This window comes from Streptomyces sp. NPDC102283 (assembly GCF_044766265.1).
Classification (GTDB): Bacteria; Actinomycetota; Actinomycetes; order Streptomycetales; family Streptomycetaceae; genus Streptomyces.
Genome location: NZ_JBIWLQ010000022.1, coordinates 99,465 through 123,392 on the forward strand (window position 1 = coordinate 99,465; position 23,928 = coordinate 123,392).

Sequence of the window (23,928 nt, forward strand, 5' to 3'; positions counted from 1 at the left end):
GTCAGCCACGTGTCTGCCGCTGATACCAAGGCCGCCGGGCCGCCGGTACCCGTACCCCCCGACCCGCAGGTGACCGGGAAGTCGTCCTTCGACGACGATGCGCCCCGGGTGCAGAAGAGGAAGCGGAAGAAGGGGGAACTGCTCCCCTATCTCCTGATCCTCCCGGCGATCGTGGCGATCGCCGCCGTCTATCTCTACCCGCTCAGCAAGACGGTCATCATGTCCTTCCAGGACATGGGCCGCCGTGAGCTGTGGTCCGGAGAGCCCGCTCCCTGGGTCGGCTTCGAGCAGTTCACCAACATCCTCGGCGACTCCGAGTTCTGGTGGGTCACCTTCCGCACCGTCGTCTTCATGGTCGTCTGCGTGACGCTGACCATGGGGATCGGTCTGCTCGTCGCCCTGCTGATGCGCAAGCTCTCCAACTGGGTCCGGCTGGTGCTCACCGCCTGCCTCATCGCCGCCTGGTCGATGCCGCTGATGGTCGCCGCCTCGATCTTCCGGTTCATGGCCGACTCCGACTACGGCCTGATCAACACCCTGATCGCCAAGGTCGTCGGCGAGGACTGGCTCGGACACAACTGGTACCTCGACCCGATCCAGGGCTTCGGCATCATCACCCTGCTGGTCGTCTGGGGCGCCATCCCGTTCGTCGTCGTCACCCTGTACGCCGCCCTCACCCAGGTCCCCCAGGAGCTGGAGGAGGCCGCCGCCCTCGACGGCGCCAGCGGCTACGGCATCTACCGGTTCGTCACCTGGCCGGTCATCAAGCCGGTCTTCACCATGGTCGCCACCCTCTCGGTGATCTGGGACTTCAACGTCTTCGGCCAGATCTGGCTGCTGCGCGGCAACAAGCCCGAGCCGGAGTACGAGACCCTCGGTCTCTACTCCTACTCCAAGGCGTTCGAGTCCACCTCCTTCAGCCAGGGCACCGCGATCGCCCTGATCACGGTGCTGCTGCTGTCCGGCGTGGCCGTGTACTACCTGCGCCAGCTCATGAAGACGGGAGAGGTCGAATGAGCAGCTCGACCCAGACGACACAGGCGCTGCGGCCCGACCGCAAGAAGAGCCGGTTCCACCTCGACATCATCGGCCTCGGCATCGCCCTGGTCATGGTCTTCCCGGTCTACTGGCTGCTCATCAGCGCCCTGCGGCCCAACCACGAGATCCGCAGCTACGACCAGACCCTGTGGCCCACGTCGTTCACCTTCGACAACTTCGTCCGGGCCACCGAGCAGCAGAACTTCGCCACCGCCATCCAGTCCAGCCTGATCGTCGCCGTCACCGCGGTGGTCGGCGGCATGATCATCGCGACCCTGGCGGCCCTGGCGATCGGCCGGTTCCGGTTCTTCGGCCGCAAGGCCCTGGTCCTGATCATGATCCTGGTCCAGATGCTGCCGCCGACGGCCATGCTCATCCCGATCTACGCCCAGCTCAACGCGATGGGCGGGATCGACGAGTACTGGGGCCTGATCGTCGTCTACCTGGTCTCCACGCTGCCCTTCGCCACCATCATGATCCGCGGCTTCGTCGTGAACATCCCGGTGGAGCTGGAGGAGTCCGCGATGGTGGACGGGTGCACCCGCTTCCAGGCCTTCCGCCGGGTGATCTTCCCGCTGCTGGCCCCCGGGCTCGCCGCCGCGTCGATCTTCGCCCTGGTGAACGCGTGGAACGAGTACCTCTTCGCGTACATCCTGATCAACGACAACTCCAAGTACACGCTGAACGTATGGCTGATGACGTTCACGACCGAGCGCGGAACGGACTACGGCGCCCTCATGGCGGCGTCGACCATGATCGCCATCCCCGTCGTCGTGTTCTTCATGATCATCCAGAAGAAGATGGCCGCAGGCCTCACTTCCGGCGCTGTGAAGGGATAGTGCGGGCCCATGACCACCCTCGTTTCCACCACGGACACCGTGACGCGCGACGCGCTCGCCGTGCTCCAGCCCGGGTTCACCGGCACCACCGCGCCGGACTGGCTGCTGCGCCGCGTCGGTGAGGGCCTCGCCTCCGTCGGGCTGTTCGGCCGCAACATCACCTCGCCCGAACAGCTGACCGCCCTCACCGAGCGGCTGCGCTCCGAGCGGGACGACGTCCTCGTCGCCATCGACGAGGAGGGCGGCGACGTGACCCGCCTGGAGGTCACGCACGGCTCCTCCTTCCCCGGCAACTTCGCCCTCGGCTCGGTGGACGACGTCCACCTCACCCGGGCCGTCGCCCAGGAGCTCGGCCGCCGGCTCGCCGAGTGCGGCGTCAACCTCAACTGGGCGCCGTCCGCCGACGTCAACTCCAACCCGGGCAACCCGGTCATCGGCGTGCGCTCCTTCGGCGCCGACACCCGCCTGGCCGCCCGGCACACCGCCGCGTACATCGAGGGGCTCCAGGCCGCCGGCGTCGCCGCCTGCACCAAGCACTTCCCCGGGCACGGCGACACCGCGGTCGACTCGCACCTGGCGCTGCCCCGCATCGACGTGGACCTCGACACCCTGCACGCCCGTGAACTGGTGCCCTTCCGGGCAGCCATCGCCGCGGGTTCCAAATCGGTGATGAGCGCGCACATCCTGCTTCCCGCACTCGACCCGGACCGCCCGGCGACCCTGAGCCCGCAGATTCTCACCGGTCTGCTGCGCCAGGAGCTGGGTTACGACGGCCTGATCGTCACCGACGCCGTGGAGATGGACGCCATCGCCGGTACGTACGGCATCGAGCGCGGGTCCGTCCTCGCCCTCGCGGCGGGCGCCGACGCCATCTGCGTGGGCGGCGGCCTGGCCGACGAGGAGACGGTGCTGCGGCTGCGCGACGCCCTCGTCGCGGCCGTGCGCAGCGGGGACCTGACCGAGGAGCGGCTCGCCGACGCGGCCGCCCGTGTACGAGCTCTGGCGTCCTGGACGCAGAGGGCCCGGGGGGATGTCCCGGAGCCGGGCGCGGCAGTGCAGGAGGGGACCGCGCCCGGCACCGGAGTCAGCTCCGACATCGGTCTGGTCGCCGCCCGCCGCGCGGTCCGGGTGACCGGCTCCGGCGACCGGCTGACCGGTGCGGCGTACGTCGCCTCGTTCAGCGCGGTGGCGAACATCGCGGTCGGCGACGAGACCCCGTGGGGCATCGCCGCCGAGCTGGGCAGGCTCCTGCCCGGCACCGGCGCGGACACCTACACCGACCAGGCCGCCGCTCCGGCGGACGCGATCCTGGCGGCGGCGGGGGAGCGGCGCATCGTCGCCGTGGTCCGCGACGAGCACCGGCACGCCTGGATGGGCGCCGCGCTCGACGCACTGCTGGCGGCCCGCCCGGACACGATCGTGGTCGAGATGGGTCTGCCCCAGTCGGCCCCGCGCGGCTCGCTGCACATCGCCACCCACGGCGCGGCCCGGGTCTGCGGCCTGGCGGCAGCGGAAGCGATCACCGGCACGAGCGCCTGACGCACTCGTACCAAGCCCGTCCGGCGATCGAGGGCAAGGCCTCACGCCGGGCGGGCGGCGCACGACACCGCACGGCAAAGGGCCGGGACACCGTAAAGGCGTCCCGGCCCTCAGCCGTGCGAGGGGGCGAGCCCTACAGCCCCTGCCACCCCGGCTTCGCCGCATACGTGGCGCGGAAGTAGTCCGCCAGCTTCAGCTTCGACGCCGCCGCCTCGTCCACGACCACCGTCGCGTGCGGGTGCAGCTGGAGCGCCGAGGCCGGCACGATCGAGGCGATGGGCCCCTCCACCGTCTGGGCGACGGCCTCCGCCTTGCCCTCGCCGGTGGCCAGCAGGATCGGGTGACGCGAGTCCAGGATCGTCCCGATGCCCTGCGTGATCACGTGGTGCGGCACCTGCTCGATGTCGTCGTCGAAGAAGCGCGCGTTGTCGACCCGGGTCTGCTGCGTCAGCGTCTTGATCCGGGTGCGGGAGGCGAGCGAGGAGCAGGGCTCGTTGAAGCCGATGTGCCCGTCCGTGCCGATGCCCAGGAGCTGGAGGTCGACGCCGCCGGCCTCGGCCAGCGCCCGGTCGTAGGCCTCGCAGGCCGCCTGGACGTCCTCGGCCGACCCGTCGGGGCCCATGAAGGAGGCCTCGGAGAGCCCGAGCGGCTCGATGACCTCGCGCAGCACCACGGAGCGGTACGACTCCGGGTGGCCCGCGGGCAGCCCGACGTACTCGTCGAGCTGGCAGATCCGGGCGCGCGAGGCGTCGACCGCGCCGGAGGCGACCTTCGCCGCGAGCGCGCGGTAGATGGGCAGCGGGGTCGAGCCGGTCGCAACGCCGAGCAGGGCGTCGGGCTTGCGGGCGATCAGCGCGGCGATGGCCTCCGCGATCAGTTCGCCGCCTGCCGCGGCGTCCGGGACGATGACAACTTCCACGCTGTGCCTGCCGATCTGACTAGGGGAGGAGGTGGTATAGACCAATCAAGTTCCCAATTTAGCAGAATCGAGCAGCCGTACGGTGAACAGTCCGCCCACCGGCCGCACCTCGCCCGCGCCCGCGCCCCCGCACGCCCCGGCCCGCTGGCGGGCCACGGCATTGCCTGGTCGACTTGGACCGGTACGGTGCGGATCGCGCGCCCGCGCACGCGCCGTCCCGTACGCCGTTTGCCGCCAGCGCAGGGAGGCCCCCATGTCCGCGACCCCTCCGGCCGACCCGGGCGGCCAGGGCGACGAGCCCGGCCGCATCATGTCCGGCGAGATGGCCGAGCAGCCCGCGATGCTGCGCCGCATCCTCGAACAGGGCGCGCCCCGCGTCCGCGAGGTCGCCGCCGAGATCGCCGCCCGGAAGCCCCGGTTCGTGCTGCTCACCGCCCGGGGTACGTCGGACAACGCGGCGCTGTACGCGAAGTACCTGCTGGAGATCCGCCTCGGGCTGCCCTGCGGACTGGCCTCGATGTCCACCACGACGGCCTACGGGGCCCGGCCGGACCTGCGGGACGTCCTGGTGGTCACCGTCAGCCAGTCGGGCGGCTCGCCGGACCTGGTGGCCTCCACGAGGGCCGCCCGGGAGGCCGGGGCGGTCACCCTCGCCGTCACCAACAACCCGGACTCCGCGCTGGCGGCGGTCTCCGAGTACCACATCGACATCCTGGCGGGCCCGGAGAAGGCGCTCCCGGCCACCAAGACGTACACCGCCTCCCTGCTCTCCCTCTACCTCTTCGTGGAGGGCCTGGGCGGCCGCGACGGCACCGAGGCCGCGGCCGCTCTGCCCGACCTCGCGGGTGCGGTCCTGGGCCGCCGGGCCGAGATCAAGGCGCTGGCCTCCCGCTACCGGTTCGCCGAACGCATGGTGATCACCTCGCGCGGCTACGGCTACCCGACGGCCAAGGAGGCGGCCCTGAAGCTGATGGAGACCAGCTACATCCCCGCTCTCTCCTACTCCGGCGCGGATCTCCTGCACGGACCGCTGGCGATGGTCGACAACATCTCCCCGGTGATCGCCGTGGTCACCGACGGCCGGGGCGGCGAGGCCCTCCAACCGGTGCTGGACCGGCTGCGCGGACGCGGCGCGGACCTCTTCGTGGTCGGCCCCAAGGCCCAGGTGGAGGCGGCCTCGGCCGGCTTCTCGCTGCCCACGGCGGGCGTCCCGGAGGAGTTGCAGCCGATCCTGGAGATCCTGCCGCTGCAATTGCTGGCGTACGAGGTGACGATCGCCCGGGGCCAGGATCCGGACGCGCCCCGCGCCCTGGCCAAGGTCACCGAGACCCGCTGAGGTCACGGAGGCGGTGGCGCGGCCCCGAAAACACCCGCGGGCCGCGGCGCCAGAGCGGGACCCTCAGCCCACCCGGCACCGCAGCCCGGAGCTTCCGGCCGACGGTGTGCGGTGCCGTCGGCCACTGGAGGCACCGGCGCAGTCAGGGCAGAGAGTGCCGGAGCCTCGGTCCGCTCTCCTGTGCGGGGAGAGCGGAGGTCGTGATGTGTTCATTGTGGACTAGACCAATTGCCCGTGTCCATCCATGTGCACGACATTCTCGGGCCGGGCACCGGCCCCGTCCACCGGTATGCGGCACACGCGCGCCCTCCCCATCGGCACGGCCCGGCGGGCCGATCGGTTCGAGCGCCTCCGGTAACCCCAGGTACGCTCCACACGTGCCCTCCATGAACGACCTCGTCCGCCAGCACACCGCTCTCAGCGACACCGACCTCGAGTGGCTCCATCTGCTGGTCTCGGAGTGGCAGCTGCTCTCCGACCTGTCCTTCGCCGACCTCGTGCTGTGGGTCCCCACCCGCGACGGCACGCGGTACGTCTCCGTCGCCCAGATGCGCCCCAACACCGGGCCCACCTCCTACCAGGACGACATGGTCGGCCACCTCGTGCCGCGCGGCCGCCGACCGCTGCTGGACGCGGCCCTGGACGAGGGCCGGATCGTGCGCGAGGGTGACCCGGAGTGGCGCGAGGAGGTGCCCGTACGGGTCGAGTCCATCCCCGTGCGCCGCGAGGGCCGGGTGCTCGGCGTCATCGCCCGCAACACCAACCTGCTCACCGTGCGCACCCCCTCGCGGCTGGAGCTCACCTATCTCCAGTCCGCCTCCGACCTGGCCCAGATGATCGCCGCCGGGTCGTTCCCCTTCCCCGGCCAGCAGGTCGACATGGACGCCTCCCCGCGCGTGGGCGACGGCCTGATCCGGCTCGACGCCGACGGAATCGTCCAGTACGCCAGCCCCAACGGCCTCTCCGCCTACCACCGCCTCGGCCTCGCCTCCGACCTGGTCGGCCACCACCTCGGCACCACCACCGCCGAACTGGCCCCGTCCCGCGGGCCGGTGGACGAGGCCCTGGTCAAGGTGGCCAGCGGTTACGCCCCCCGCGAGTTCGAGGTCGAGTGCGCGGGCGGGGTGATCCAGCTGCGGGCCATTCCGCTCAAGCCCAAGGGCGTCCGCATCGGTTCCCTGGTCCTGCTCCGGGACGTCACCGAACTGCGCCGTCGCGAACGCGAGTTGATCACCAAGGACGCGACCATCCGGGAGATCCACCACCGGGTGAAGAACAACCTCCAGACGGTGGCGGCCCTGTTGCGCCTCCAGGCCCGCAGGATGGACTCCGAGCAGGGCCGCGAGGCGCTCAACGAGGCGGTCCGGCGGGTCGGTTCGATCGCCATCGTCCATGAGACGCTGTCCCAGAATCTGGACGAGCGGGTCGAGTTCGACGAGATCGCCGACCGGGTCATCGCGATGGTCTCGGAGATCTCCCCGGGCAAGGTGACCTGCCGTCGCACCGGACGCTTCGGCATCCTCGACGCCGAGGTCGCCACCCCGCTCTCCATGGTGCTGACCGAGGTTCTGCAGAACGCCCTGGAACACGCCTTCGCCGTGGCCGACCACGGGACGGTGGAGGTCTCCGCCGTGCGCGGCGGATCGCCCACCGACGGGCGGCTGCTGATCACCGTCACCGACGACGGGCGCGGGCTGCCCGAGGGATTCGACCCGAAGCGGACCGGCAACCTCGGGCTCCAGATCGTACGGACGCTGGTGGAGGGGGAGTTGGGCGGCGCGTTCGGCATGGTCCCGGCGCCCGAACGCGGCACCCAGGTGGTGCTGGACCTCCCGGTCCGCGCCGACAAGTAGGACATCCCGCGCCGGCGAGCAGGGAGAGCGGGGCGCACAGCAGAACGGGCCCGGACCGTGGTGACGGTCCGGGCCCGCTCCGTGATGCTCACGTTGCGATGCGCTTCGGGGTACTGCGCGCTGCGACTCGAAGGCGGGGCTGTGCGTACGCTCTGTACGCGCCGCCGGGCTGAGGCTTGGTGCGGTTCTCGCTCAGGCGCTTGCGTTGCGCGCCCGGTTGCGAGCGGCGCGGCGCTTCATCGCGCGGCGCTCGTCCTCGCTGAGTCCACCCCAGACGCCGGAGTCCTGGCCGGACTCGAGCGCCCACTGCAGGCACTGCTCCATGACGGGGCAGCGGCGGCAGACAGCCTTGGCTTCCTCGATCTGCAGCAGCGCAGGACCGGTGTTGCCGATGGGGAAGAAAAGCTCAGGGTCTTCCTCACGACAAACGGCGTTGTGACGCCAGTCCATGGCTGCTACCTCTCCTTGGTATTACACGCTTGTTGCTTGTGAATGTGAACGCTTTCACGAATCCCCCCGTAGATGACGGGCCGACTCCCAGATGGACTGGGTGTGGTCTGTGATGGTGAGGAGGGGTTCTGGCTCTCAGTGGAGGCCGGTGTTGCGGGCCGTCCCGATCGCCATGTAGAGATTCGCAAACCTCGGCGGCGGATACAACCCCTTCTGGAAAGTTTTTTTTGATTCCTCGGTGTCGACTAGGTCACAGCCGCACTTCTTAGGGGTGGGGGCCAGTCCAAACGTTCGAGTTAAAGGACTTTAGGCCCTTCCACTCACACAATCACACGCAGTGCACGGCGTACGCCTGTGAACGTCACGCTCGTACGCAGTCCCAGGTGGTCGCCGTCCATCTGGAAGGGCAGTGGAACCTTTGAATGCAAGGTGAAGTCCGTGAGGTCATGTCGTGAAACGGCGTGCTTGCCGCGCGGCCCCTTCTCGGGGCTCGAAGTGAGCAGCTGGGTGCCGTAGAGGGCCACCGCCGGGGTGGACAGACGCTTCAGCCCGAGGACGTCCAGCGCGGTGTCGAAGGAGGCCTTCGGTGAGGCGTACATCGGGCGATTGCCCAGGTAGGTCCAGGGGGCGGTGTTGCAGATTATGGAGAGCGCGAGGTCGGTCACCGGGTCCTGGCCGGGCACGTCGAGCGTGATCTGCCCGTGTCTGCGGTGGGCCTCGTTCAAGAACTGCCGTACCACCTGACGCACATACAGGGCATGGGTCGAACGCTTCCCGTGCTCGCGTTTCTGTTCGACCCGGCCGATGACTCCGGCGTCGAATCCGAGACCGGCGCAGAAAGTGAACCAGCGTTCGGGGACGGACTCGTCCTCGGTCCCGGGGGTTCCGGCCGCGAGGCCGAGTCCGACCGTGCGTTCGGTCCGGTTCTCCAGGGCGTCCAGGATCGCGCCGGTCGCCTCCACCGCGTCGTTCGGCAGCCCCAGGGCGCGCGCGAAGACATTGGTGGACCCGCCGGGAACCACGGCGAGCTTCGGAAGGCTGTCCACGTCCGGGCCCCGGTGCAGCAGCCCGTTCACGACCTCGTTCACCGTGCCGTCGCCGCCGAGGGCGACCACCAGATCGATGTCGTCGCTGTCCGCGGCCCGCCGTCCCAGATCCCGGGCGTGCCCCCGGTACTCCGTGGTCACCGCCTCCAGCTTCATCTCGCTGGCCAGCGCGTGGATGAGCACGTCACGGGTGCGGGCACTGGTGGTGGTAGCAGCTGGGTTGACCACGAGAAGTGCGCGCATGACGGCCAGCCTACCTACCGGGCGGTTCGGTGCCGTAGTCCCGGTTCGCTGCGCTCCGGCTCGGTGACGGAACGTGACCGGCCGCCCCGTCGTGCGCCCGAACGGGGGAGGCTCCTCCGCACCCCGGCTTCACTTCCGGGTCCCCGGGATGCCAACCTGAAAGGCGTGAGTACTCAAGCGACCCCCTCCACCCCGTCGCCCTCCGCCGCGGAGCGCCCGACCAGGATCACCGTCCTCGCCGGGGTCAACGCCCTCGAAGGCCTGGCGCTCGCCCTCGGCGGTGTCTACATGCTGGTCATGGGGCTGCTCGGGAAGCTGGAGAGCACGCAGCAGGCGGAGACGGTCGGGATCACGCTGGTCGCGCTCGGCGCGATCCCGCTGATCGCCGCCCGCGGACTGCTGCTGCTGCGCAGCTGGAGCCGGGGGCCCGCGCTGATCACCCAGATCATGGCGCTGCCGGTGGCCTGGACGCTGCTGCGCTCGCAGGGCGCGCTGATTCCCGCCGGGATCGTCCTGGCGGCGGTCGCCGTCACCGGTCTCGTGCTCGTCCTCAAGCCGGCGACCACCCAGGACCTGGGCATCCGCCGGGGCCCCAGGGCTACCCCCGAGGCCTGAGAGGCTGCCGGGGGGCCTCTGGACCGGCGGACGCCCTTCTCGCCTACTCCTCGACGAGCAGCCGCTCGCGCAGCTGGGCCAGGGTCCGGGCCAGCAGCCGGGAGACGTGCATCTGCGAGATGCCGACCTCCTGGGCGATCTGCGACTGGGTCATGTTCCCGAAGAAGCGCAGCAGCAGAATGCGCTTCTCGCGCGGCGGCAGGTCCTCCAGGAGTGGCTTGAGCGACTCCCGGTACTCCACGCCCTCCAGCGCCTCGTCCTCCGAGCCCAGCGTGTCCGCGACCGCCGGCGACTCGTCGTCCGTGTCCGGCACGTCCAGCGAGAGCGTGCTGTACGCGTTGGCCGACTCCAGGCCCTCCAGCACCTCCTCCTCGGAGATGCCCAGCCGCTCGGCCAGCTCGTGCACCGTCGGCGAGCGGCCGTGCTGCTGGGACAGCTCCGCGGTGGCGGTGGTCAGCGACAGCCGCAGCTCCTGGAGGCGGCGCGGCACCCGCACCGCCCAGCCCTTGTCCCGGAAGTGGCGCTTGATCTCGCCGACCACCGTGGGGGTGGCGTACGTCGAGAACTCCACGCCCCGGTCCGGGTCGAACCGGTCCACGGACTTGATCAGCCCGATCGTGGCCACCTGGGTCAGGTCGTCCAGCGGCTCCCCGCGGTTGCGGAAGCGGCGCGCCAGGTGCTCCACGAGCGGCAGGTGCATCCGCACCAGCCTGTTGCGCAGTTCGGCCTTCTCCGCCGAACCGTCGGGCAGCTCGCGCAGCTCGAAGAAGAGGGCCCGGGCCCCGCTGCGGTCGTGTGGATCGTGGTGCCCGTGCTCGCTCATCTGGCCCGCCCGCCCTGCCTGCGACTGCTGCTCCACCGCGACGTCGATGCTCTCGGGCCCGTCCGCTCCGTCCACCGGATGCGGCCGGGCCTGCTGCTCCGGGATGCCTGCTGGGCGCACCACCCCGGATCGGATCGTCTCGTCCCGCACAGGACCGTCCCCGTTCCCGTCGCTCACGCCGGCCCGGGGCCCGCGCCGCGCTGTTTGTAGAGGCTGATGCTGACCGTACGGTCATCGGCGACCGTGGAGTCGACCTTGCCGGCCAGTGCGGAGAGCACCGTCCAGGCGAAGGTGTCGCGCTCGGGCGCCCGGCCGTCCGTGGTGGGCGCCGACACCGTCACTTCGAGGGAGTCGTCGACGAGACGGAAGACGCAGCTGAGGACGGAGCCCGGCACGGCCTGCTGAAGCAGGATCGCGCAGGCCTCGTCGACCGCGATACGAAGATCCTCGATCTCGTCGAGAGTGAAGTCCAAACGCGCTGCGAGACCGGCCGTGGCCGTTCGCAGCACCGACAGGTAGGCACCCGCAGCGGGCAGCCGGACTTCCACGAAGTCCTGATTACCGGGCTCGCCTGCGATCTGGGACACCCTCACCTCCAAGGTGGCACAAACTCTTTCGAGGTTCCGGGAAGGGTGGCCCGGAGCCATGCGGTCCGTCGACGGTTCTTCGGCTCGGCGACGTTATCGGATCCATGATGCCGTGTCGTACGGACCCCGTACCCCGACGGTCACTCATGGTAAGTCCATGCGTACACACAGTGGCTAGGGGTCTGCGGCGTCCAATTGCGAAGAACCAGCGCCGCATTGACGTACCCAGGCGTCAGACGATCGAACCGTCCTCGAAGCACCAGCGCCAGCTCTCGCCCGTCTCGAAGCTCCGCATCACCGGGTGACCGGTCGCCCGGAAGTGTCCGGTGGCGTGCCGCAGCGGCGACGAATCGCAGCAGCCGACGTGCCCACAGGTCAGGCAGAGCCGCAGTTGCACCGGGTGGCTGCCCGCCTCCAGGCACTCGGGACACGTCTCGCCGAGCGGCACGGGCTCGGGGCGTGGCAGATCCGCTACATGCGCACACTCGCTCATGATGGGCAGATTACGACGGATCCGAGGACGGTGGGATGGACGCGCTGCCGCTGGTGGCCCTGGTCGCGGTCAGTGCGGCGGTCGCCGGCGCGGCCCGCCGCACCCCGGTGCCCGCCCCGCTCGTCCTGGTCGCCGTGGGGCTCGTGGCCGGCTATCTGCCGGGCGTCCCGACGTACCACCTGGACGCGCACGTGGTGCTCCCGCTGCTGCTCCCACCGCTGCTCCACACGGCGGCCGTGGACAGCTCCTACCTGGATCTGCGGGCCAACGTCCGGCCGGTCGCCCTGCTCTCCGTGGGGTACACCCTCTTCGCGACGGTCGCCGTGGGCTGGCTGGCCCACCTGATCATCCCGGACCTCCCGTTGACCGCCGCGCTGGTCCTGGGGGCGGTCATCGCCCCGCCGGACGCCGTGACGGCCGCCGCCATCGCCCGCCGGGTCGGGCTGCCCTCCCGGGTGACCACGATCCTCCAGGGCGAGTCCCTGGTGAACGACGCCACGGCGATCACCGCGTTCAAGGTGGCGCTGGCCGCCGCGGTGGGGGAGGGGATGAGCTGGGGCGCCGGGATCGGCGAGTTCCTGCTGGCCGCGGTCGGCGGGGTCGGCGTCGGGCTCCTGCTGATGGTGCCGCTCCACTGGCTGCGCACCCACCTGAAGGAAGCCCTCCTCCAGAACACGCTCTCCCTCCTGATCCCTTTCGTGGCGTACGCGGCGGCCGAACGGGTGCACGCCTCCGGTGTGCTCGCCGTGGTCGTCGTCGCCCTCTACCTGGGCCACCGCTCCTGGCAGGTCGACTTCGCGACCCGTCTTCAGGAGGCGGCCGTCTGGAAGATGGTGGCGTTCGTGCTGGAGTCCGCGGTGTTCGCCCTGATCGGGCTCCAGTTGCCGTTCGTCCTGAAGGGGCTCGGCTCGTTCGGCGTGGGGGAGGCGCTCGGTTACGCGGCCATCGTGTTCCTGGCCGTCGTCGTGGTCCGCTTCGTCTGGGTCTACCCGGCCACCTATCTGCCCCGGTGGCTCTCGCGCCGCGTCCGGGAACGGGAGCCGGGCACCGACTGGACCGCGCCGCTGATCGTGGGCTGGGCCGGGATGCGCGGGGTCGTCTCGCTCGCCGTCGCGTTCTCCGTCCCGCTGGTCACCCACGACGGCGAACCCTTCCCGGCCCGCAGCCTGGTGCTGTTCCTGACCTTCACCACCGTCATCGGGACCCTGGTGGTCCAGGGGCTGACGCTGCCCGTCCTCGTCCGCGTACTGAAGCTGCCGGGCCCCGACCCGCAGACCGTCACCCTCATCGAGGCGCAGGCCCAGAGCGAGGCGTCCGAGGCCGCCGAGGCCCGGCTGGACCGGCTGCTCGCCGATCCCCACAGCACTCTGCCGCCACCGTTGGCGGACCGGCTGCGCAGTGTGCTGGAACGCCGTCGCAACGCCGTGTGGGAGCGGCTGGGCGCCGCCGACCCGGTCACCGGGGAGTCGGCGGACGACACCTACCGGCGGCTGTCGAGGGAGATGATCGAGGCCGAGCGCGAGGTCTTCGTCCGGCTCCGGGACGAGCGGCGGATCGACGACGAGATGATGCGCACCCTGCTGCGCCGGCTGGACCTGGAGGAGGCGGCGGCCTACCGGGAGACGGACGACTCCTGAGGGGGCCGTGCGTCGGGGGTGCCGGTGATCACGGCGCTCACCCGCGCGCCGGGCGCGAACGCGCCCTCCTCGGTCAGCGTGGTCAGCGCGAACAGCAGCTTGGCGACGTAGACGCGTTCCACGGGCAGTCCGTGCCGGTCCTCGAAGTCCGCGGCGAAGGCCTCCAGCTCCGGGGTGGTGCGGGCGTAGCCGCCGAAGGCGAAGCGCTCGTCCAGCGACCAGTTCCCGGACGGGCCGCCGAACGCCTCGCGCTGGAGCCGCTCCACCTCCCGCCCGAGGAAGCCGCCGCGCAGCACCGGGACGCCCAGGGCCCGCTGCCCGGTGCCCAGGCCGGCGGCGAGCCCGGCCAGGGTGCCGCCGGTCCCGCAGGCCACGGCCGCCACCTCGCACTCCCCGGCCAGCTCGCGCCCCAGCGCCGTACAGCCCTGTGCGGCCAGCGCGTTGCTGCCGCCCTCCGGGATGACCTCCACGTCCCCGAACAGGCTCAGCAGCCCCTCCAGGACCTCGGAAGAGGCCTTCGCCCGGTACGTCGTACGGTCCACGAAGTGCAGGCGCATCCCGTCGGCCGCGCACCGGGCGAGCGACGGGTTGAGCGGCCGGTGCGCCAGCTCGTCGCCGCGGACGACGCCGACGGTGGGAAAGCCCAGCAGTCGCCCGGCCGCCGCGGTCGCCCGGAGGTGGTTGGAGTACGCGCCGCCGAACGTCAGCACGGTGCGCCCGGCGGCGGCCTCCAGGTTGAGGGCGAGTTTGCGCCACTTGTTGCCCGGCAGGTCGGGGTGGATCAGGTCGTCCCGCTTGAGGAGCAGCCTCACCCCGTGGCGCACGAAGCGCTCGTCGCGGACCTCCCGCAGCGGGGAGGGCACCCGGGGCCGCAGGAGGGCGTCGAGGCGGGGCGGGCTGTTCACCCGCCCATTGTCGCCTCTCCGGAGCCTCAGGAGGAGGCCAGCCAGAGGTCCGGGCCGAACACCTCGTAGTGGACGTCGGCGGGCCGGACGCCCGCCTCCAGCAGCTGGGCCCTGACGGCCCGCATGAAGGGGAGCGGCCCGCAGAGGTAGGCATGCGTCCCCGGTCGTACGGTGATGCCGTCCAGGTCGACGAGTCCGGTGCGGTCCGCCGGCTGCCCGGCGTCCGGGACCTCGTACCAGAAGTGCGCCTCGGCGTCGGTGAGCTTCTCCGTCAGCCGGACGTGGTCGGCGCGCAGGGCGTGGTCGGCCGGTGAGCGGTCGCCGTGCACGACGGTGACCGGGCCGCTGTGGTCCTCCTGGGCGAGGTGTTCCAGCATCGACAGCATGGGGGTGCAGCCGATGCCCGCCGAGGCCAGCAGCAGGGGCGCGTCCGGGTGGTCGAGCACCAGGTCCCCGTAGGGGACGGAGACGCGCAGCAGGTCGCCCGGGCGGGTGTGCTCGTGCAGGTGCCGGGAGACCTCGCCGTCGGGCGAGCCCTGGCCGCGCACCCGCTTGACGGTGATCGACCGCAGCCGGGCGGAGGGGGCGCCGGAGAGGCTGTACTGGCGTATCTGGCGGGCCCCGTCCGGGAGTTCGACCTGTACGGAGACGTACTGGCCGGGCCGGGAGGCGGGCGGGGGAGTGTCCTCGGCGGGGCGCAGCAGGAAGGTGGCGACGTCCTCGGTCTCCTCGACCCGGGCGGTCACCTCCCAGGTGTGCCACACATCGCCCGCCAGCACGCCCTGCTGTGCGTAGAGGCGCTCCTCGACGGCGATCAGGGAGCCCGCCATCAGCCAGTAGACCTCGTCCCAGGCCGCGGCGACCTCCGGGGTGGCCGCGTCGCCCAGGACCTCGGCGATGGCCGCGAACAGATGGGTGTGCACCACCTCGTACTGCTCCGGGGTCACCCCGAGCGAGGCGTGTTTGTGGGCGATGCGGTCCAGCATCACGTCGGGCCGGGTGCCGGGGTGCTCGACCAGCGCGGTCGCGAACGCGGCGATGGACCCGGCCAGGGCCTTGCGCTGGTCCCCGGAGGCCTGGTTGCCCCGGTTGAACAGGTCCCGCAGCAGCTCGGGATGGGCGGCGAAGAGCTTTGCGTAGAAGAGGTCGGCGATGTCCCCGATGGCCGCGCCGACGGCGGGAAGGGTGGCGCGGACAGTGGCGGTGGACCGGTCGGAGAGCATGACGGAACTCCTCATTGGAATGCGAGATGCATATTTATGGGCGGAGGGCGGTCCCGCCGGCGCGTGGGTTCGCCCGCGCGGCCGGGGCGGGGTTCAGCCGGGCGGTGGGCCGCTGCCGATGCCCAGGAGCAGTGGGCCGGTGGGGGAGGCGACGAGATCGGTGACGGTGATCGGGTCCAGTGCGGTGTAGAAGGCCTCCTGGGCCCCGCGCAGGGCCCCGCGCAGCCGGCAGGCGGAGCGGAGCGGGCAGGGGGTGTCGCCCTCGCACTCGACGACCTCGTCCGGCCCCTCCAGCTCCCGCACCAGCGCGCCGATCGACGCGGAGCGGCCGGCGGAGGTCAGGGTGAGCCCGCCGCCCCGGCCGCGACGGGCGTCGAGGAGGCCGAGGTGCTGGAGCCTGGCGACGACCTTCGCGGTGTGCGTGTACGGGACCCGCATGGTGGCCGCCACCTCGCGGGTGGTCGGCGGCTCCCGGCCCTCGGCGACGGCCAGTCGCATGAGGACGCGGAGCGCCACGTCGGTGAATCTCGTCAACCGCATGGGCTCACCGTAGATAAGTTGCACGGTAGATGCAAATTAAGCGGTCCGCCGGGCGACGAGGACCAACGTGCCCCGACCGAAGGCGGATTAGTCGCACTCTTTTGTGTAATGGCGACCCGGTCCTCCTGCTGAAAGGCTTTTGCACGCAGGTCAGCCCAAGATCGAAAGGACGTCAGATGTCCGTTGGTGAAGAGGTTCGCGACACGCAGGCGCCGCCGCAGCAGAGTCTGGGGACGGCAGCTGCGCGGAACCTCGCGACGACCACCAAATCCGCGCCGCAGATGCAGGAGATCACCTCGCGGTGGCTCCTGAAGATGATGCCGTGGGTGCAGGTACAGGGCGGTACGTACCGGGTGAACCGTCGGCTCAGCTATGCGGTCGGCGACGGCCGGGTGACCTTCGTCCAGACCGGGGACCGGGTGTCCGTGATCCCCGCGGAGCTGGGGGAGCTGCCCGCCCTGCGGGAGTTCGGGGACGAGGAGGTGCTCGCCGAACTCGCCCGCAGGTGCGAGCAGCGGGACGTGGCCGCGGGGGAGGTGCTCGCCGCCTCGGGGGACGCGGCGGACCGGGTCTTCCTGCTGGCGCACGGCAAGGTGGCGAAGGTCGGATCGGGCCCCTACGGGGACGAGACGGAGCTCGGGGTGCTCGCCGACGGCGCGTACTTCGGCGACCAGAGCCTGATCGACGGCGGCGCCGTCTGGGAGTACACGGCCCGCGCGGTCACCTCCTGCACGCTCCTCACCCTCAGCCGTGCCGACGTGTACAACCTCGCGGAGCGCGCCGCACCCCTGCGGGACCATCTCGCCGGTCTGCTCTCCATCCCGCAGCAGCGGACCAACCACTACGGCGAGGCGGCGATCGACCTCTCCGCCGGCCATGTGGGGGAGGCGGTCGTCCCGCACACGTTCGTCGACTACGACGCGGCGCCGCGCGAGTACGAACTGAGCGTCGCCCAGACGGTGCTGAAGGTCCACAGCAGGGTCGCGGATCTCTACAACCAGCCGATGAACCAGACCGAGCAGCAGTTGCGGCTCACGGTCGAGGCGCTGCGTGAGCGCCAGGAGCACGAGCTGATCAACAACAGGGAGTTCGGGCTGCTCAACAACTGCGACTACGGGCAGCGGATCCAGCCGCACGACGGGGCGCCCACCCCGGACGACATGGACGAGCTGCTCTCGCGCCGCCGCGGCTCCAAGCTCTTCCTCGCCCACCCGAAGGCCATCGCCGCCTTCGGCCGCGAGTGCAACCGGCGCGGGCTCGTCCCGGAGAGCGTCGACATCGGCGGCCACCACGTGCCCGCCTGGCGCGGGGTGCCGATCTTCCCGTCCAACAAGATCCCCGTCTCCGACGCCCGCACCACATCCATCATCTGCATGAGGACCGGCGAGGCCGAGCAGGGCGTCATCGGCCTCCAGCAGACCGGTATCCCCGACGAGATCGAGCCGAGTCTCTCGGTCCGCTTCATGGGGATCGACGAGCAGGCGATCATCTCCTACCTCGTGACGGCGTACTACTCCACCGCCATCCTGGTACCGGACGCCCTCGGAGTGCTGGAGAACGTCGAGGTCAGCCGCCGGCACTGACCCAGGCTCACCCCGGGGGCCCGGGCGGCGGCTGCCGCCCGGGGCCCCGGGCCCGCACACCATCGCCTCGCCCCAGGGAGTGACCGTGACCATGACCAGTACGGACGCAGCGACGGAAGGGCACGAGGCCGCGGCGCTCCTGGAGCGCACCCGTGCCGTCGTCGACCCGCATCTGCGATCGGCCGTGGAATCGCTGCCCGGCGGCATGCGCCGCATCGCGATGTACCACTTCGGCTGGCAGAACGCCGACGGGACCTCTGCCGCGGGCCAGGCCGGAAAGGCCATCAGGCCGGCCCTGGTGCTGGCCGCCGCCCGTGCCCTGGGCGGCGATCCGGAACGCGCCGTCCGCGCCGCCGTCGCCGTCGAACTCGCCCACAACTTCACCCTGCTCCACGACGACGTCATCGACGAGGACACCACTCGCAGGCACCGGCCCACCGCCTGGGCGGTCTTCGGCATCCCGGACGCCATCATCACCGGCGACGCCATGCTCGCCCTGGCCCAGCGGCTGCTGGCCGAGGACCCGCACCCGGCCGCCGCCCTTGCCGTCGCCCGGCTCTCCTCCTGCGTCATCGAGCTGTGCGCGGGCCAGCAGGCCGACTGCGCCTTCGAGGAGCGCGGCCCCGAGGAGGTCACGCTCGACGAATGCCTCGCCATGGCCACCGCCAAGACCGGCGCGCTGCTCGGCTGCGCCTGTGCGCTCGGAGCCCTCTACGCCGGGGCGGAGGACCGGGCGGTCCGCGCGATGGACGGGTTCGGGCGGGAGGCGGGTCTCTCGTTCCAGCTCATCGACGACCTGATCGGCATCTGGGGCGACCCCGACCGCACCGGCAAGCCCGTCGGGGCCGACCTGTCCGCCCACAAGAAGTCCCTGCCCGTGGTCTCCGCCCTCACCTCGGGCACCCCGGCCGCCGCCGAGCTCGCCGCGCTGTACCGGGGCCCCATGGCCACCGCCGGTGAGGTGAACCGGGCGGCCGACGCGGTGGACCGGGCCGGCGGCCGGGACTGGGCCCAGGTCTGCGCGGCCGACCGGATGGCCCGCGCGGTCCACCACCTCTCCCGGGCGGTCCCCGACCCGAGCGCCGCCGGAGACCTGCTGGCACTGGCCGAATTCGTCACCCGCAGGACCAGCTGACCCGCTTCGGGTGACCGGCGCCGCCCTGTCAACTCTAGTATTCCGGAGGTCGGTTGGACGAAAACAGCGCGGAAGGGCGGAAGCCGGTCATGGGCATACGGATTCAGCGGGCGGAGCAGCACGACCGGGAGCTGGTCGTCTCGGTCATGGAAGAGGCGTTCCACCACGACCCGGTCAGCAGCTGGGTGTTCCCCGACGAGGCGCACCGGCGTGCGGTCCACGGCAGATTCCTCGGCGTCTTCGTCGACATCGCCCTCGCCGAGGGCCGTATCGACATCGCCGAGGGCGGTGCCGCGGTGGCCCTCTGGCTGCCGGTGTCCGCCGGGGCCTCCGAGGCGGCGGACTCCACGCCCGCCCTGATGCGGCGGACCGCCGACCCCGACAACGAGCGCTGCGAACTGGTGGGCAGGCTCACCGGGGCCGCTCACCCGCACGACCGGGCGCACGCCTATCTGCTGATGATCGGCGTCTGCCCCGGCCGCCAGGGAGAAGGCATCGGCGCGGAGCTGATCGGAGCGGAGCTGGAGCGCTGCGACCGGGAGGGGCTGCCGGCCTATCTGGAGGCGAGCAGCGCCCGGAGCCGGGCGCTGTACGAGCGGCTCGGATTCCGCTTCCTCGGCCGCGCCGTCGACCTGCCGGACGGCCCGTCGATGTACCCCATGTGGCGGGAACCCCAGGCGGGTTGAGCTCCGGTGGAGGGTGGTACGGAGGCCGCCGGGGGCAGGGACTACAGTCCCTGCTCATGACAGATGAGTCGTGGGCCGGCTGGTACCGGGACACCAAGGGTTCCGACGCCGTCGTTCTCACCACGGACGGGCGGCAGCTCCGGATCCGGATCAGGGGGGTCGACTTCGAGGGCGAGAGCTTCGACGACCTGGGGCCGGTCGCCGGTATGCCGCCGGAGAGCGGGATGTTCGCTCTCGCGGACGGTGCGCTCACCGACTGCGTACTGGAATGGGATCTGCCGCTGCCCGTCCTCGTCGCGGGCACGCTCCGCCACGCCACGCTCAGCTGCCTGCTCTCCCTGCGCCGGGTCGACCCGGACCTTCACCTCGCCCTCCACCTCGACGGCGCGGTGTACGAGTCGGCCCGCGCCGAGCGCGACTTCAACGCCGCCCTGACCGCCGTCCAGCGGATCCTCCCTGACGGCGTCCGGATCCAGACCTGTATCGCCTGCGCCTTCTCCGACTACTTCCCGGCCCCCGGCCGGGGCCTCTCCGGCGGGCTCGCCTGCTTCCGGGGGGCCAAGGAGGCCTATCGAGGCTCGGCGGGCGAGGACGACGTGCTGGACCTGTGGGACCAGCGGTCCGGGTTCGTCCAGGAGATCTGGAGCTGCCGCGAGTTCGAGGTGCGCCCGGCCGACGGCGCGGGCACCGGCCATCGGGGAGCCTTCCCGCTGGAACTCGCCTGACCCGGCCCGGGGTCGCCTGACCCCGCCAGGGGTCGCGCGGCACCCTCCGGGGTTGCGCGCAATCATCAGAAGCGCCCGCCGCCACCGGAAGCGCCCGCAACCACCGGAAGCGCCCGCGTCCGCCCCGTATCGCATCCGCCCCGTGCCGCACACCGGTACGGGGCGGACGCGCGTCATGCCGTTGCTCTTGCCTCATTGTTCTACTAGCATGCGAACAACGGAGGTTTTCCATGACAAGCAAGAACCTTGGCCGCACAACGCTCGCGGCCCTGCCCTTTGTGCTCGCGCTCCTCACCGACCTCGTCCTCCATCTCACCGTCAAGGACCGTCTGCCCGCGCGGCTGGCCGTCCACTTCGACGCCGGCGGCTCCGCCGACGGCTACATGGGCGTCACCGCTCACCTCCTCTACACGGCCACGTCGCTGCTCATGCTCGGCGCGCTGTGGTCCTTCATCTCGGTCAACGGCAAGCTCCGCGGCCGTGGCCACCGCTGGTTCATCGGCGGAGGTTTCGCCGTCGCCGCGTTTCTCGGATACCTGCTGATCGCCGTCCTGTTCGTCAACCTGGACGCGCCGGAGAACGGCCCGGCCGAGGGCTTCCCGCTGTGGCACATCGCCCTGGCCCTCGGGGTGGCCGTCCTCGCCGGATCCCTCGGCCTGCTGGCGGCCCGACTCGTCCCCGCGGCCGACGACTCCCGTGACCGGGACCCGGCGAGCCGGGAGCGGATCGCCCTCGCCGACGGCGAAGTGGCCGGCTGGGCGCGCGGGATCGGCGCGTGGTGGGCGCCGGTCGCCGTGCTGGTGCTGCTGGCTGCCGCTGTCGCCGTCGGCCTGGCGCAGAACTGGTTCATCGGGGCGCCACTGGTTCTCCTCGCCCTGGTGACGGCCACCTTCTGCCGCCCCCACGTCACCGTGGACCGGCGGGGCCTCACCGTCTCCGGCCTGCTGCCCCGGCCCCGGGTGCGGGTGTCGCTGGAGCGGATGGAGGGGGCGGACAGCCGCCGCGTCAACGCGCTCGCGGAATACGGTGGTTGGGGCTACCGCATCCGCCCCGAGCGAAGCGGCGTCATCACCCGCTCGGGCGAGGCCATCGTCGTCAGCCTGACGAGCGGCCGAGAGTTCGCCGTCACAGTCGACGACTCGGCCACCGGCGCGGCCCTGCTCAACACGCTGCTCGACCGGCAGCGGACGGGGCGCTGACCATGCTCTTCCGGGTCGACCCGACCTCCACCGTCCCGCTCGGCGATCAGATCGCCGCCTCGGTCCGACGCGCGGTCGCCGAGGGCGCGGTGGCCCCGGGCGAGCGCCTGCCCGCCGCCCGCGTGCTCGCCGAATCCCTCGGCGTGAACGTCCACACGGTGCTGCGCGGCTACCAGCGGCTGCGCGAGGAAGGGCTCATCGAGCTGCGCCGCGGCCGGGGCGCGGCGATCACCGCCGGGGCCTCGCCGCAGCGGGCCCGGCTGCTGGAGCGCGTCCGTGAAGCCGTCGCGGACGCCCGGGACCTCGGCATGACCGAGGACGAACTGCTGACGCTCGTCCGCAGCGAACTCGACGCCTGACCGGCACGTGGGCGCGCACGGCCGACCGGCGCGTGCGCGGACCGCGCGGAGGACCGTTCCGTCATCGGAACGGTCCTCTGTCGTGTGGGGGGTGCCGACCGGTCCCGGGACACGGGACCGGCCGTCCTCCGCCGGGTTACCGGGTTACCGGGATACCGGGATACCGGGATACCGGGATACCGGAGTGTCCCGGTGTCAGGAGGCGGAGCGGGCGAGTGCGGCCAGGCCGTTCTGCCACAGCTGGTTCACCCGGGCCCGCTCGTTGGCGTCCGGCTGGGAGTTGGTGCAGGAGGGGCCGGGGCCGCCGCCCGACATCAGCTCGCTGCACGGGCCGGAGTAGTTGTCCGGCAGCCCGAGCACGTGCCCGGTCTCGTGCGTGGTGACCCGGGTCGAGTCGTACTGCTGGTTCTGGGCGTAGTCCAGGAAGATGTACCCGCGACCGTGCCCGTCGGTGCTCGCGTAGGAGCCGCGGGGGTCGTTGCCCTCACGGTAGGTGAAGTCCGCGTTGGAGCCCTCCTGGAGCCGGACGTTGGAGACCGCGCTGTTCCAGATCTGCGTGCTGCTGGCTATCTGGCCGCGGAAGGACGGTGCGCTCGACGCGTTGTAGGTGACCGTGACGGCCTTGATGCCCGGGTTGGCGGCGCGCTTCTCGGCGACGGACTTCATGACCGCGTCGAGGAAGGCGCGGTTCGCGGCGGCGTTCTCGCCCGAGCCGTTGTACGCGGCGATGGTGGTGGAGGAGGGAGCGGCAGGGGCCGGAGCGGCGGCGACGACGGGTGCGGTGCCCAGCGCGGCGACGAGGCCGAGCCCGGCGGCGGCGGTGGCGACGGCGGTCCTGAGGTGTCTCATGGGGGGATTTCTCCTACCTGTCCGATCGAACCCGCGCCGTGGGGGTGTCCGCTGGGCGGACAGGGCGTGGGGCGGTACGGGGAAGAGTGTGGGGCAGCGCACAGTCGCCGGGGATGATGCCGAACGGTGATAGCGCCGCCTTATCGCCGTCCCGGCCTTCTCTTCGCGCATGTCAGCCGCCTGTGAGCATGCCATGCTCACGCCACCGGCACCGCATCGTCACATGTCCCGGAGCCCAACACTCCCTGAATTGAAGCTATTTGGTGGGGTTGCGACGTCTGGTGCGCGGAGGGCGGCGGTCATAGTCTCCGCTGCATGGAGCTGGAGGTGAGGCACCTCAGGGCGCTCTGCGCCATCGCCGACGCGGGCAGCCTGCATCAGGCGGCCCGACGCCTCGGCGTCAGCCAGCCCTCCCTGACCACACAGCTCCGTCGGATCGAGAACGTGCTCGGCGCCGAACTGTTCCGCCGCGAACGGACCGGCTGCCGGCCGACCTCCCTGGGGTGGGCCGTACTGAGCCGGGCCCGGCCCCTCGTGGACGGCATGAGCGACCTGGTCGCCGAGGCGCTGGCGGAGGCCGAGGCCGCCCGGCCGCGCGGATCCCGGCTGCGCATCGGCTCCACCGCGAGCCGGGTCATCGGCAGCTGGTTGCGCCGGCTGCGCGTCGCCCTGCCCGGCACCGACATCTCGCTGCGGGTCGACGTCTCCGCCCACGCGCTGCTCCGCTCGGTCGAGGAAGGCAGCCTGGACGTCGCCTTCGTGCACGAGGTGGAGGGCTCCCCGCTCGCCGTGCCGGAGGGCCTGGAGCAGCGCGTGCTCGTGGACCGGGAACCGCAGTTCATCTCGCTCTCCCGGGACCACCCGGCCGCCCGCCGCCGCGTGGTGGAGCTCGGTGACCTGGCGGGCGACCCGTGGATGGTCGATCCGACGGTGGACGGCGAGTGGGACGGCGTGCGCCGGGTGCTCGGCGCCGCCGGGCTGAACCCGCCGGTCCTGCACGGCGACTACCTCACCGCCGCCTCCCTCGTCGTGCTCGGCGAGGCCGTCGCGCCCTGCCAGCCGACGTCGGGCCCGCGCGACGACATGGTGATCCGCCCCCTGCTCGGCGACCCGCTCGCGGTACGGCTGCTCCTGGCCTCCCGGCCTGCGACGGACACCGAGGTGGTGTACGCGCAGTTGGAGGACGCCTACCGGGACGCGGCGCGACGGGCCAGCGGCTACCACGAGTGGCTGCTGCGCCACCGCTCCCCGCTGGCCCGCACGCCCTGATCCCCCGCCGTGCCGCCCCGCCGTGCCGCCCGTGCCG

24 protein-coding genes are annotated in these 23,928 nt (G+C 71.6%); 14 read left to right on the forward strand and 10 right to left on the reverse strand.

The window, feature by feature from the left end; genetic code table 11:
• Positions 1-9 precede the first annotated feature (9 nt).
• Genes ACIRJT_RS32620 through ACIRJT_RS32630 form a run of 3 tightly spaced genes read left to right on the forward strand, consistent with a single transcriptional unit; the run spans position 10 to position 3,416 of the window.
• Positions 10-1,017: a carbohydrate ABC transporter permease gene (locus ACIRJT_RS32620; protein WP_403916406.1), complete on the forward strand. Its 1,008-nt coding sequence runs from the start codon at positions 10-12 to the stop codon at positions 1,015-1,017.
• Entirely contained in the window at positions 1,014-1,877 is an 864-nt protein-coding gene (locus ACIRJT_RS32625) for a carbohydrate ABC transporter permease (RefSeq protein ID WP_403916409.1), read from the forward strand. Before ACIRJT_RS32620 ends, ACIRJT_RS32625 begins: the two co-directional genes overlap by 4 nt.
• Positions 1,878-1,886: 9 nt before the next feature.
• Positions 1,887-3,416, forward strand: coding sequence for a glycoside hydrolase family 3 protein (locus ACIRJT_RS32630; RefSeq protein ID WP_403916412.1), 1,530 nt, complete (start codon positions 1,887-1,889; stop codon positions 3,414-3,416).
• 133 nt (positions 3,417-3,549) lie between these two features.
• Here ACIRJT_RS32630 and nagB read toward each other — a convergent pair whose 3' ends face one another.
• A complete protein-coding gene (nagB, locus tag ACIRJT_RS32635; protein ID WP_073740024.1) occupies positions 3,550-4,335 on the reverse strand; it encodes a glucosamine-6-phosphate deaminase in 786 nt (261 codons plus the stop codon).
• Between the two features lie 253 nt (positions 4,336-4,588).
• Between nagB and ACIRJT_RS32640 the strand changes: the two genes are divergently transcribed.
• Positions 4,589-5,671 carry an SIS domain-containing protein gene (locus tag ACIRJT_RS32640; RefSeq protein WP_403916417.1) on the forward strand — a complete coding sequence of 361 codons (1,083 nt, stop codon included), beginning with the start codon at positions 4,589-4,591 and terminating at the stop codon, positions 5,669-5,671.
• Positions 5,672-6,057: 386 nt separating this feature from the next.
• On the forward strand, positions 6,058-7,524 hold the full coding sequence (locus ACIRJT_RS32645) for a sensor histidine kinase (RefSeq protein ID WP_403916487.1): 1,467 nt from the start codon (positions 6,058-6,060) through the stop codon (positions 7,522-7,524).
• A gap of 192 nt (positions 7,525-7,716) precedes the next feature.
• Here ACIRJT_RS32645 and ACIRJT_RS32650 read toward each other — a convergent pair whose 3' ends face one another.
• Together ACIRJT_RS32650 and ACIRJT_RS32655 are read right to left on the reverse strand one after the other, a co-directional pair.
• Entirely contained in the window at positions 7,717-7,974 is a 258-nt protein-coding gene (locus ACIRJT_RS32650) for a WhiB family transcriptional regulator (protein WP_003953983.1), read from the reverse strand.
• Between the two features lie 320 nt (positions 7,975-8,294).
• Positions 8,295-9,263, reverse strand: a complete 969-nt coding sequence (locus tag ACIRJT_RS32655; protein WP_351049965.1) for a diacylglycerol kinase family protein — start codon at positions 9,261-9,263, stop codon at positions 8,295-8,297.
• Between the two features lie 165 nt (positions 9,264-9,428).
• Here ACIRJT_RS32655 and ACIRJT_RS32660 point away from each other — a divergent pair, with 165 nt between their 5' ends.
• A complete protein-coding gene (locus ACIRJT_RS32660; RefSeq protein ID WP_381751848.1) occupies positions 9,429-9,878 on the forward strand; it encodes a hypothetical protein in 450 nt (149 codons plus the stop codon).
• A gap of 43 nt (positions 9,879-9,921) precedes the next feature.
• Here the strand turns inward: ACIRJT_RS32660 and ACIRJT_RS32665 are convergent, their stop codons facing one another.
• From ACIRJT_RS32665 to ACIRJT_RS32675, 3 genes are all read right to left on the reverse strand, one after another.
• A complete protein-coding gene (locus tag ACIRJT_RS32665; RefSeq protein ID WP_026290743.1) occupies positions 9,922-10,851 on the reverse strand; it encodes an RNA polymerase sigma factor SigF in 930 nt (309 codons plus the stop codon).
• Positions 10,852-10,874: 23 nt separating this feature from the next.
• Positions 10,875-11,288, reverse strand: coding sequence for an anti-sigma regulatory factor (locus ACIRJT_RS32670; RefSeq protein WP_003966375.1), 414 nt, complete (start codon positions 11,286-11,288; stop codon positions 10,875-10,877).
• A gap of 232 nt (positions 11,289-11,520) precedes the next feature.
• Complete coding sequence (locus ACIRJT_RS32675; RefSeq protein ID WP_402015031.1) at positions 11,521-11,781, reverse strand: UBP-type zinc finger domain-containing protein; 261 nt, start codon at positions 11,779-11,781, stop codon at positions 11,521-11,523.
• 35 nt (positions 11,782-11,816) lie between these two features.
• On the opposite strand from ACIRJT_RS32675, the gene ACIRJT_RS32680 reads away from it, so the two are divergent.
• Entirely contained in the window at positions 11,817-13,418 is a 1,602-nt protein-coding gene (locus ACIRJT_RS32680; RefSeq protein ID WP_403916422.1) for a Na+/H+ antiporter, read from the forward strand.
• Here the strand turns inward: ACIRJT_RS32680 and ACIRJT_RS32685 are convergent.
• The 3 genes from ACIRJT_RS32685 to ACIRJT_RS32695 all read right to left on the reverse strand — a co-directional run bounded on the left by ACIRJT_RS32685 (position 13,394) and on the right by ACIRJT_RS32695 (position 16,086).
• Entirely contained in the window at positions 13,394-14,323 is a 930-nt protein-coding gene (locus ACIRJT_RS32685) for a 1-aminocyclopropane-1-carboxylate deaminase/D-cysteine desulfhydrase (RefSeq protein WP_403916424.1), read from the reverse strand. The genes ACIRJT_RS32680 and ACIRJT_RS32685 overlap by 25 nt on opposite strands.
• 26 nt (positions 14,324-14,349) lie before the next feature.
• Entirely contained in the window at positions 14,350-15,546 is a 1,197-nt protein-coding gene (locus ACIRJT_RS32690; protein WP_403916427.1) for a globin domain-containing protein, read from the reverse strand.
• A gap of 93 nt (positions 15,547-15,639) precedes the next feature.
• On the reverse strand, positions 15,640-16,086 hold the full coding sequence (locus ACIRJT_RS32695; RefSeq protein ID WP_403916429.1) for an RrF2 family transcriptional regulator: 447 nt from the start codon (positions 16,084-16,086) through the stop codon (positions 15,640-15,642).
• Between the two features lie 176 nt (positions 16,087-16,262).
• Between ACIRJT_RS32695 and ACIRJT_RS32700 the strand changes: the two genes are divergently transcribed.
• The 6 genes from ACIRJT_RS32700 (at position 16,263) to ACIRJT_RS32725 (ending at position 21,773) form a co-directional block, all read left to right on the forward strand.
• The gene (locus ACIRJT_RS32700) at positions 16,263-17,669 is read left to right on the forward strand and encodes a family 2B encapsulin nanocompartment shell protein (RefSeq protein WP_403916432.1); all 1,407 of its coding nucleotides are present in this window, start codon (positions 16,263-16,265) and stop codon (positions 17,667-17,669) included.
• Between the two features lie 91 nt (positions 17,670-17,760).
• A complete protein-coding gene (locus ACIRJT_RS32705; RefSeq protein ID WP_403916435.1) occupies positions 17,761-18,804 on the forward strand; it encodes a family 2 encapsulin nanocompartment cargo protein polyprenyl transferase in 1,044 nt (347 codons plus the stop codon).
• Positions 18,805-18,893: 89 nt separating this feature from the next.
• Entirely contained in the window at positions 18,894-19,490 is a 597-nt protein-coding gene (locus ACIRJT_RS32710) for a GNAT family N-acetyltransferase (protein ID WP_403916438.1), read from the forward strand.
• A 56-nt stretch (positions 19,491-19,546) separates the two neighbouring features.
• Positions 19,547-20,215 carry a DUF6304 family protein gene (locus tag ACIRJT_RS32715; protein WP_403916440.1) on the forward strand — a complete coding sequence of 223 codons (669 nt, stop codon included), beginning with the start codon at positions 19,547-19,549 and terminating at the stop codon, positions 20,213-20,215.
• Between the two features lie 230 nt (positions 20,216-20,445).
• Complete coding sequence (locus ACIRJT_RS32720) at positions 20,446-21,414, forward strand: DUF1648 domain-containing protein (protein ID WP_403916443.1); 969 nt, start codon at positions 20,446-20,448, stop codon at positions 21,412-21,414.
• Between the two features lie 2 nt (positions 21,415-21,416).
• The gene (locus tag ACIRJT_RS32725) at positions 21,417-21,773 is read left to right on the forward strand and encodes a GntR family transcriptional regulator (protein ID WP_219612182.1); all 357 of its coding nucleotides are present in this window, start codon (positions 21,417-21,419) and stop codon (positions 21,771-21,773) included.
• Between the two features lie 195 nt (positions 21,774-21,968).
• On the opposite strand, the gene snpA is transcribed toward ACIRJT_RS32725, so the two are convergent.
• On the reverse strand, positions 21,969-22,622 hold the full coding sequence (gene snpA, locus ACIRJT_RS32730; protein ID WP_403916446.1) for a snapalysin: 654 nt from the start codon (positions 22,620-22,622) through the stop codon (positions 21,969-21,971).
• A 315-nt stretch (positions 22,623-22,937) separates the two neighbouring features.
• Here snpA and ACIRJT_RS32735 point away from each other — a divergent pair, with 315 nt between their 5' ends.
• Entirely contained in the window at positions 22,938-23,891 is a 954-nt protein-coding gene (locus ACIRJT_RS32735) for a LysR substrate-binding domain-containing protein (protein ID WP_403916450.1), read from the forward strand.
• Positions 23,892-23,928 lie beyond the last annotated feature (37 nt).

Bases quoted from the DNA above. Each gene is read 5' to 3' on its own strand.
- ACIRJT_RS32630 (WP_403916412.1), top strand. From the start codon at position 1,887: ATGACCACCCTCGTTTCCACCACGGACACCGTGACGCGCGACGCGCTC.
- ACIRJT_RS32625 (WP_403916409.1), top strand. From the start codon at position 1,014: ATGAGCAGCTCGACCCAGACGACACAGGCGCTGCGGCCCGACCGCAAG.
- ACIRJT_RS32640 (WP_403916417.1), top strand. From the start codon at position 4,589: ATGTCCGCGACCCCTCCGGCCGACCCGGGCGGCCAGGGCGACGAGCCC.
- ACIRJT_RS32655 (WP_351049965.1), bottom strand. From the start codon at position 9,263: ATGCGCGCACTTCTCGTGGTCAACCCAGCTGCTACCACCACCAGTGCC.
- snpA (WP_403916446.1), bottom strand. From the start codon at position 22,622: ATGAGACACCTCAGGACCGCCGTCGCCACCGCCGCCGCCGGGCTCGGC.
- ACIRJT_RS32715 (WP_403916440.1), top strand. From the start codon at position 19,547: ATGACAGATGAGTCGTGGGCCGGCTGGTACCGGGACACCAAGGGTTCC.
- ACIRJT_RS32690 (WP_403916427.1), bottom strand. From the start codon at position 15,546: ATGCTCTCCGACCGGTCCACCGCCACTGTCCGCGCCACCCTTCCCGCC.
- ACIRJT_RS32675 (WP_402015031.1), bottom strand. From the start codon at position 11,781: ATGAGCGAGTGTGCGCATGTAGCGGATCTGCCACGCCCCGAGCCCGTG.
- ACIRJT_RS32725 (WP_219612182.1), top strand. From the start codon at position 21,417: ATGCTCTTCCGGGTCGACCCGACCTCCACCGTCCCGCTCGGCGATCAG.
- ACIRJT_RS32680 (WP_403916422.1), top strand. From the start codon at position 11,817: ATGGACGCGCTGCCGCTGGTGGCCCTGGTCGCGGTCAGTGCGGCGGTC.
- ACIRJT_RS32705 (WP_403916435.1), top strand. From the start codon at position 17,761: ATGACCAGTACGGACGCAGCGACGGAAGGGCACGAGGCCGCGGCGCTC.
- ACIRJT_RS32710 (WP_403916438.1), top strand. From the start codon at position 18,894: ATGGGCATACGGATTCAGCGGGCGGAGCAGCACGACCGGGAGCTGGTC.
- ACIRJT_RS32735 (WP_403916450.1), top strand. From the start codon at position 22,938: ATGGAGCTGGAGGTGAGGCACCTCAGGGCGCTCTGCGCCATCGCCGAC.
- ACIRJT_RS32695 (WP_403916429.1), bottom strand. From the start codon at position 16,086: ATGCGGTTGACGAGATTCACCGACGTGGCGCTCCGCGTCCTCATGCGA.
- ACIRJT_RS32720 (WP_403916443.1), top strand. From the start codon at position 20,446: ATGACAAGCAAGAACCTTGGCCGCACAACGCTCGCGGCCCTGCCCTTT.
- ACIRJT_RS32650 (WP_003953983.1), bottom strand. From the start codon at position 7,974: ATGGACTGGCGTCACAACGCCGTTTGTCGTGAGGAAGACCCTGAGCTT.
- ACIRJT_RS32700 (WP_403916432.1), top strand. From the start codon at position 16,263: ATGTCCGTTGGTGAAGAGGTTCGCGACACGCAGGCGCCGCCGCAGCAG.
- ACIRJT_RS32645 (WP_403916487.1), top strand. From the start codon at position 6,058: ATGAACGACCTCGTCCGCCAGCACACCGCTCTCAGCGACACCGACCTC.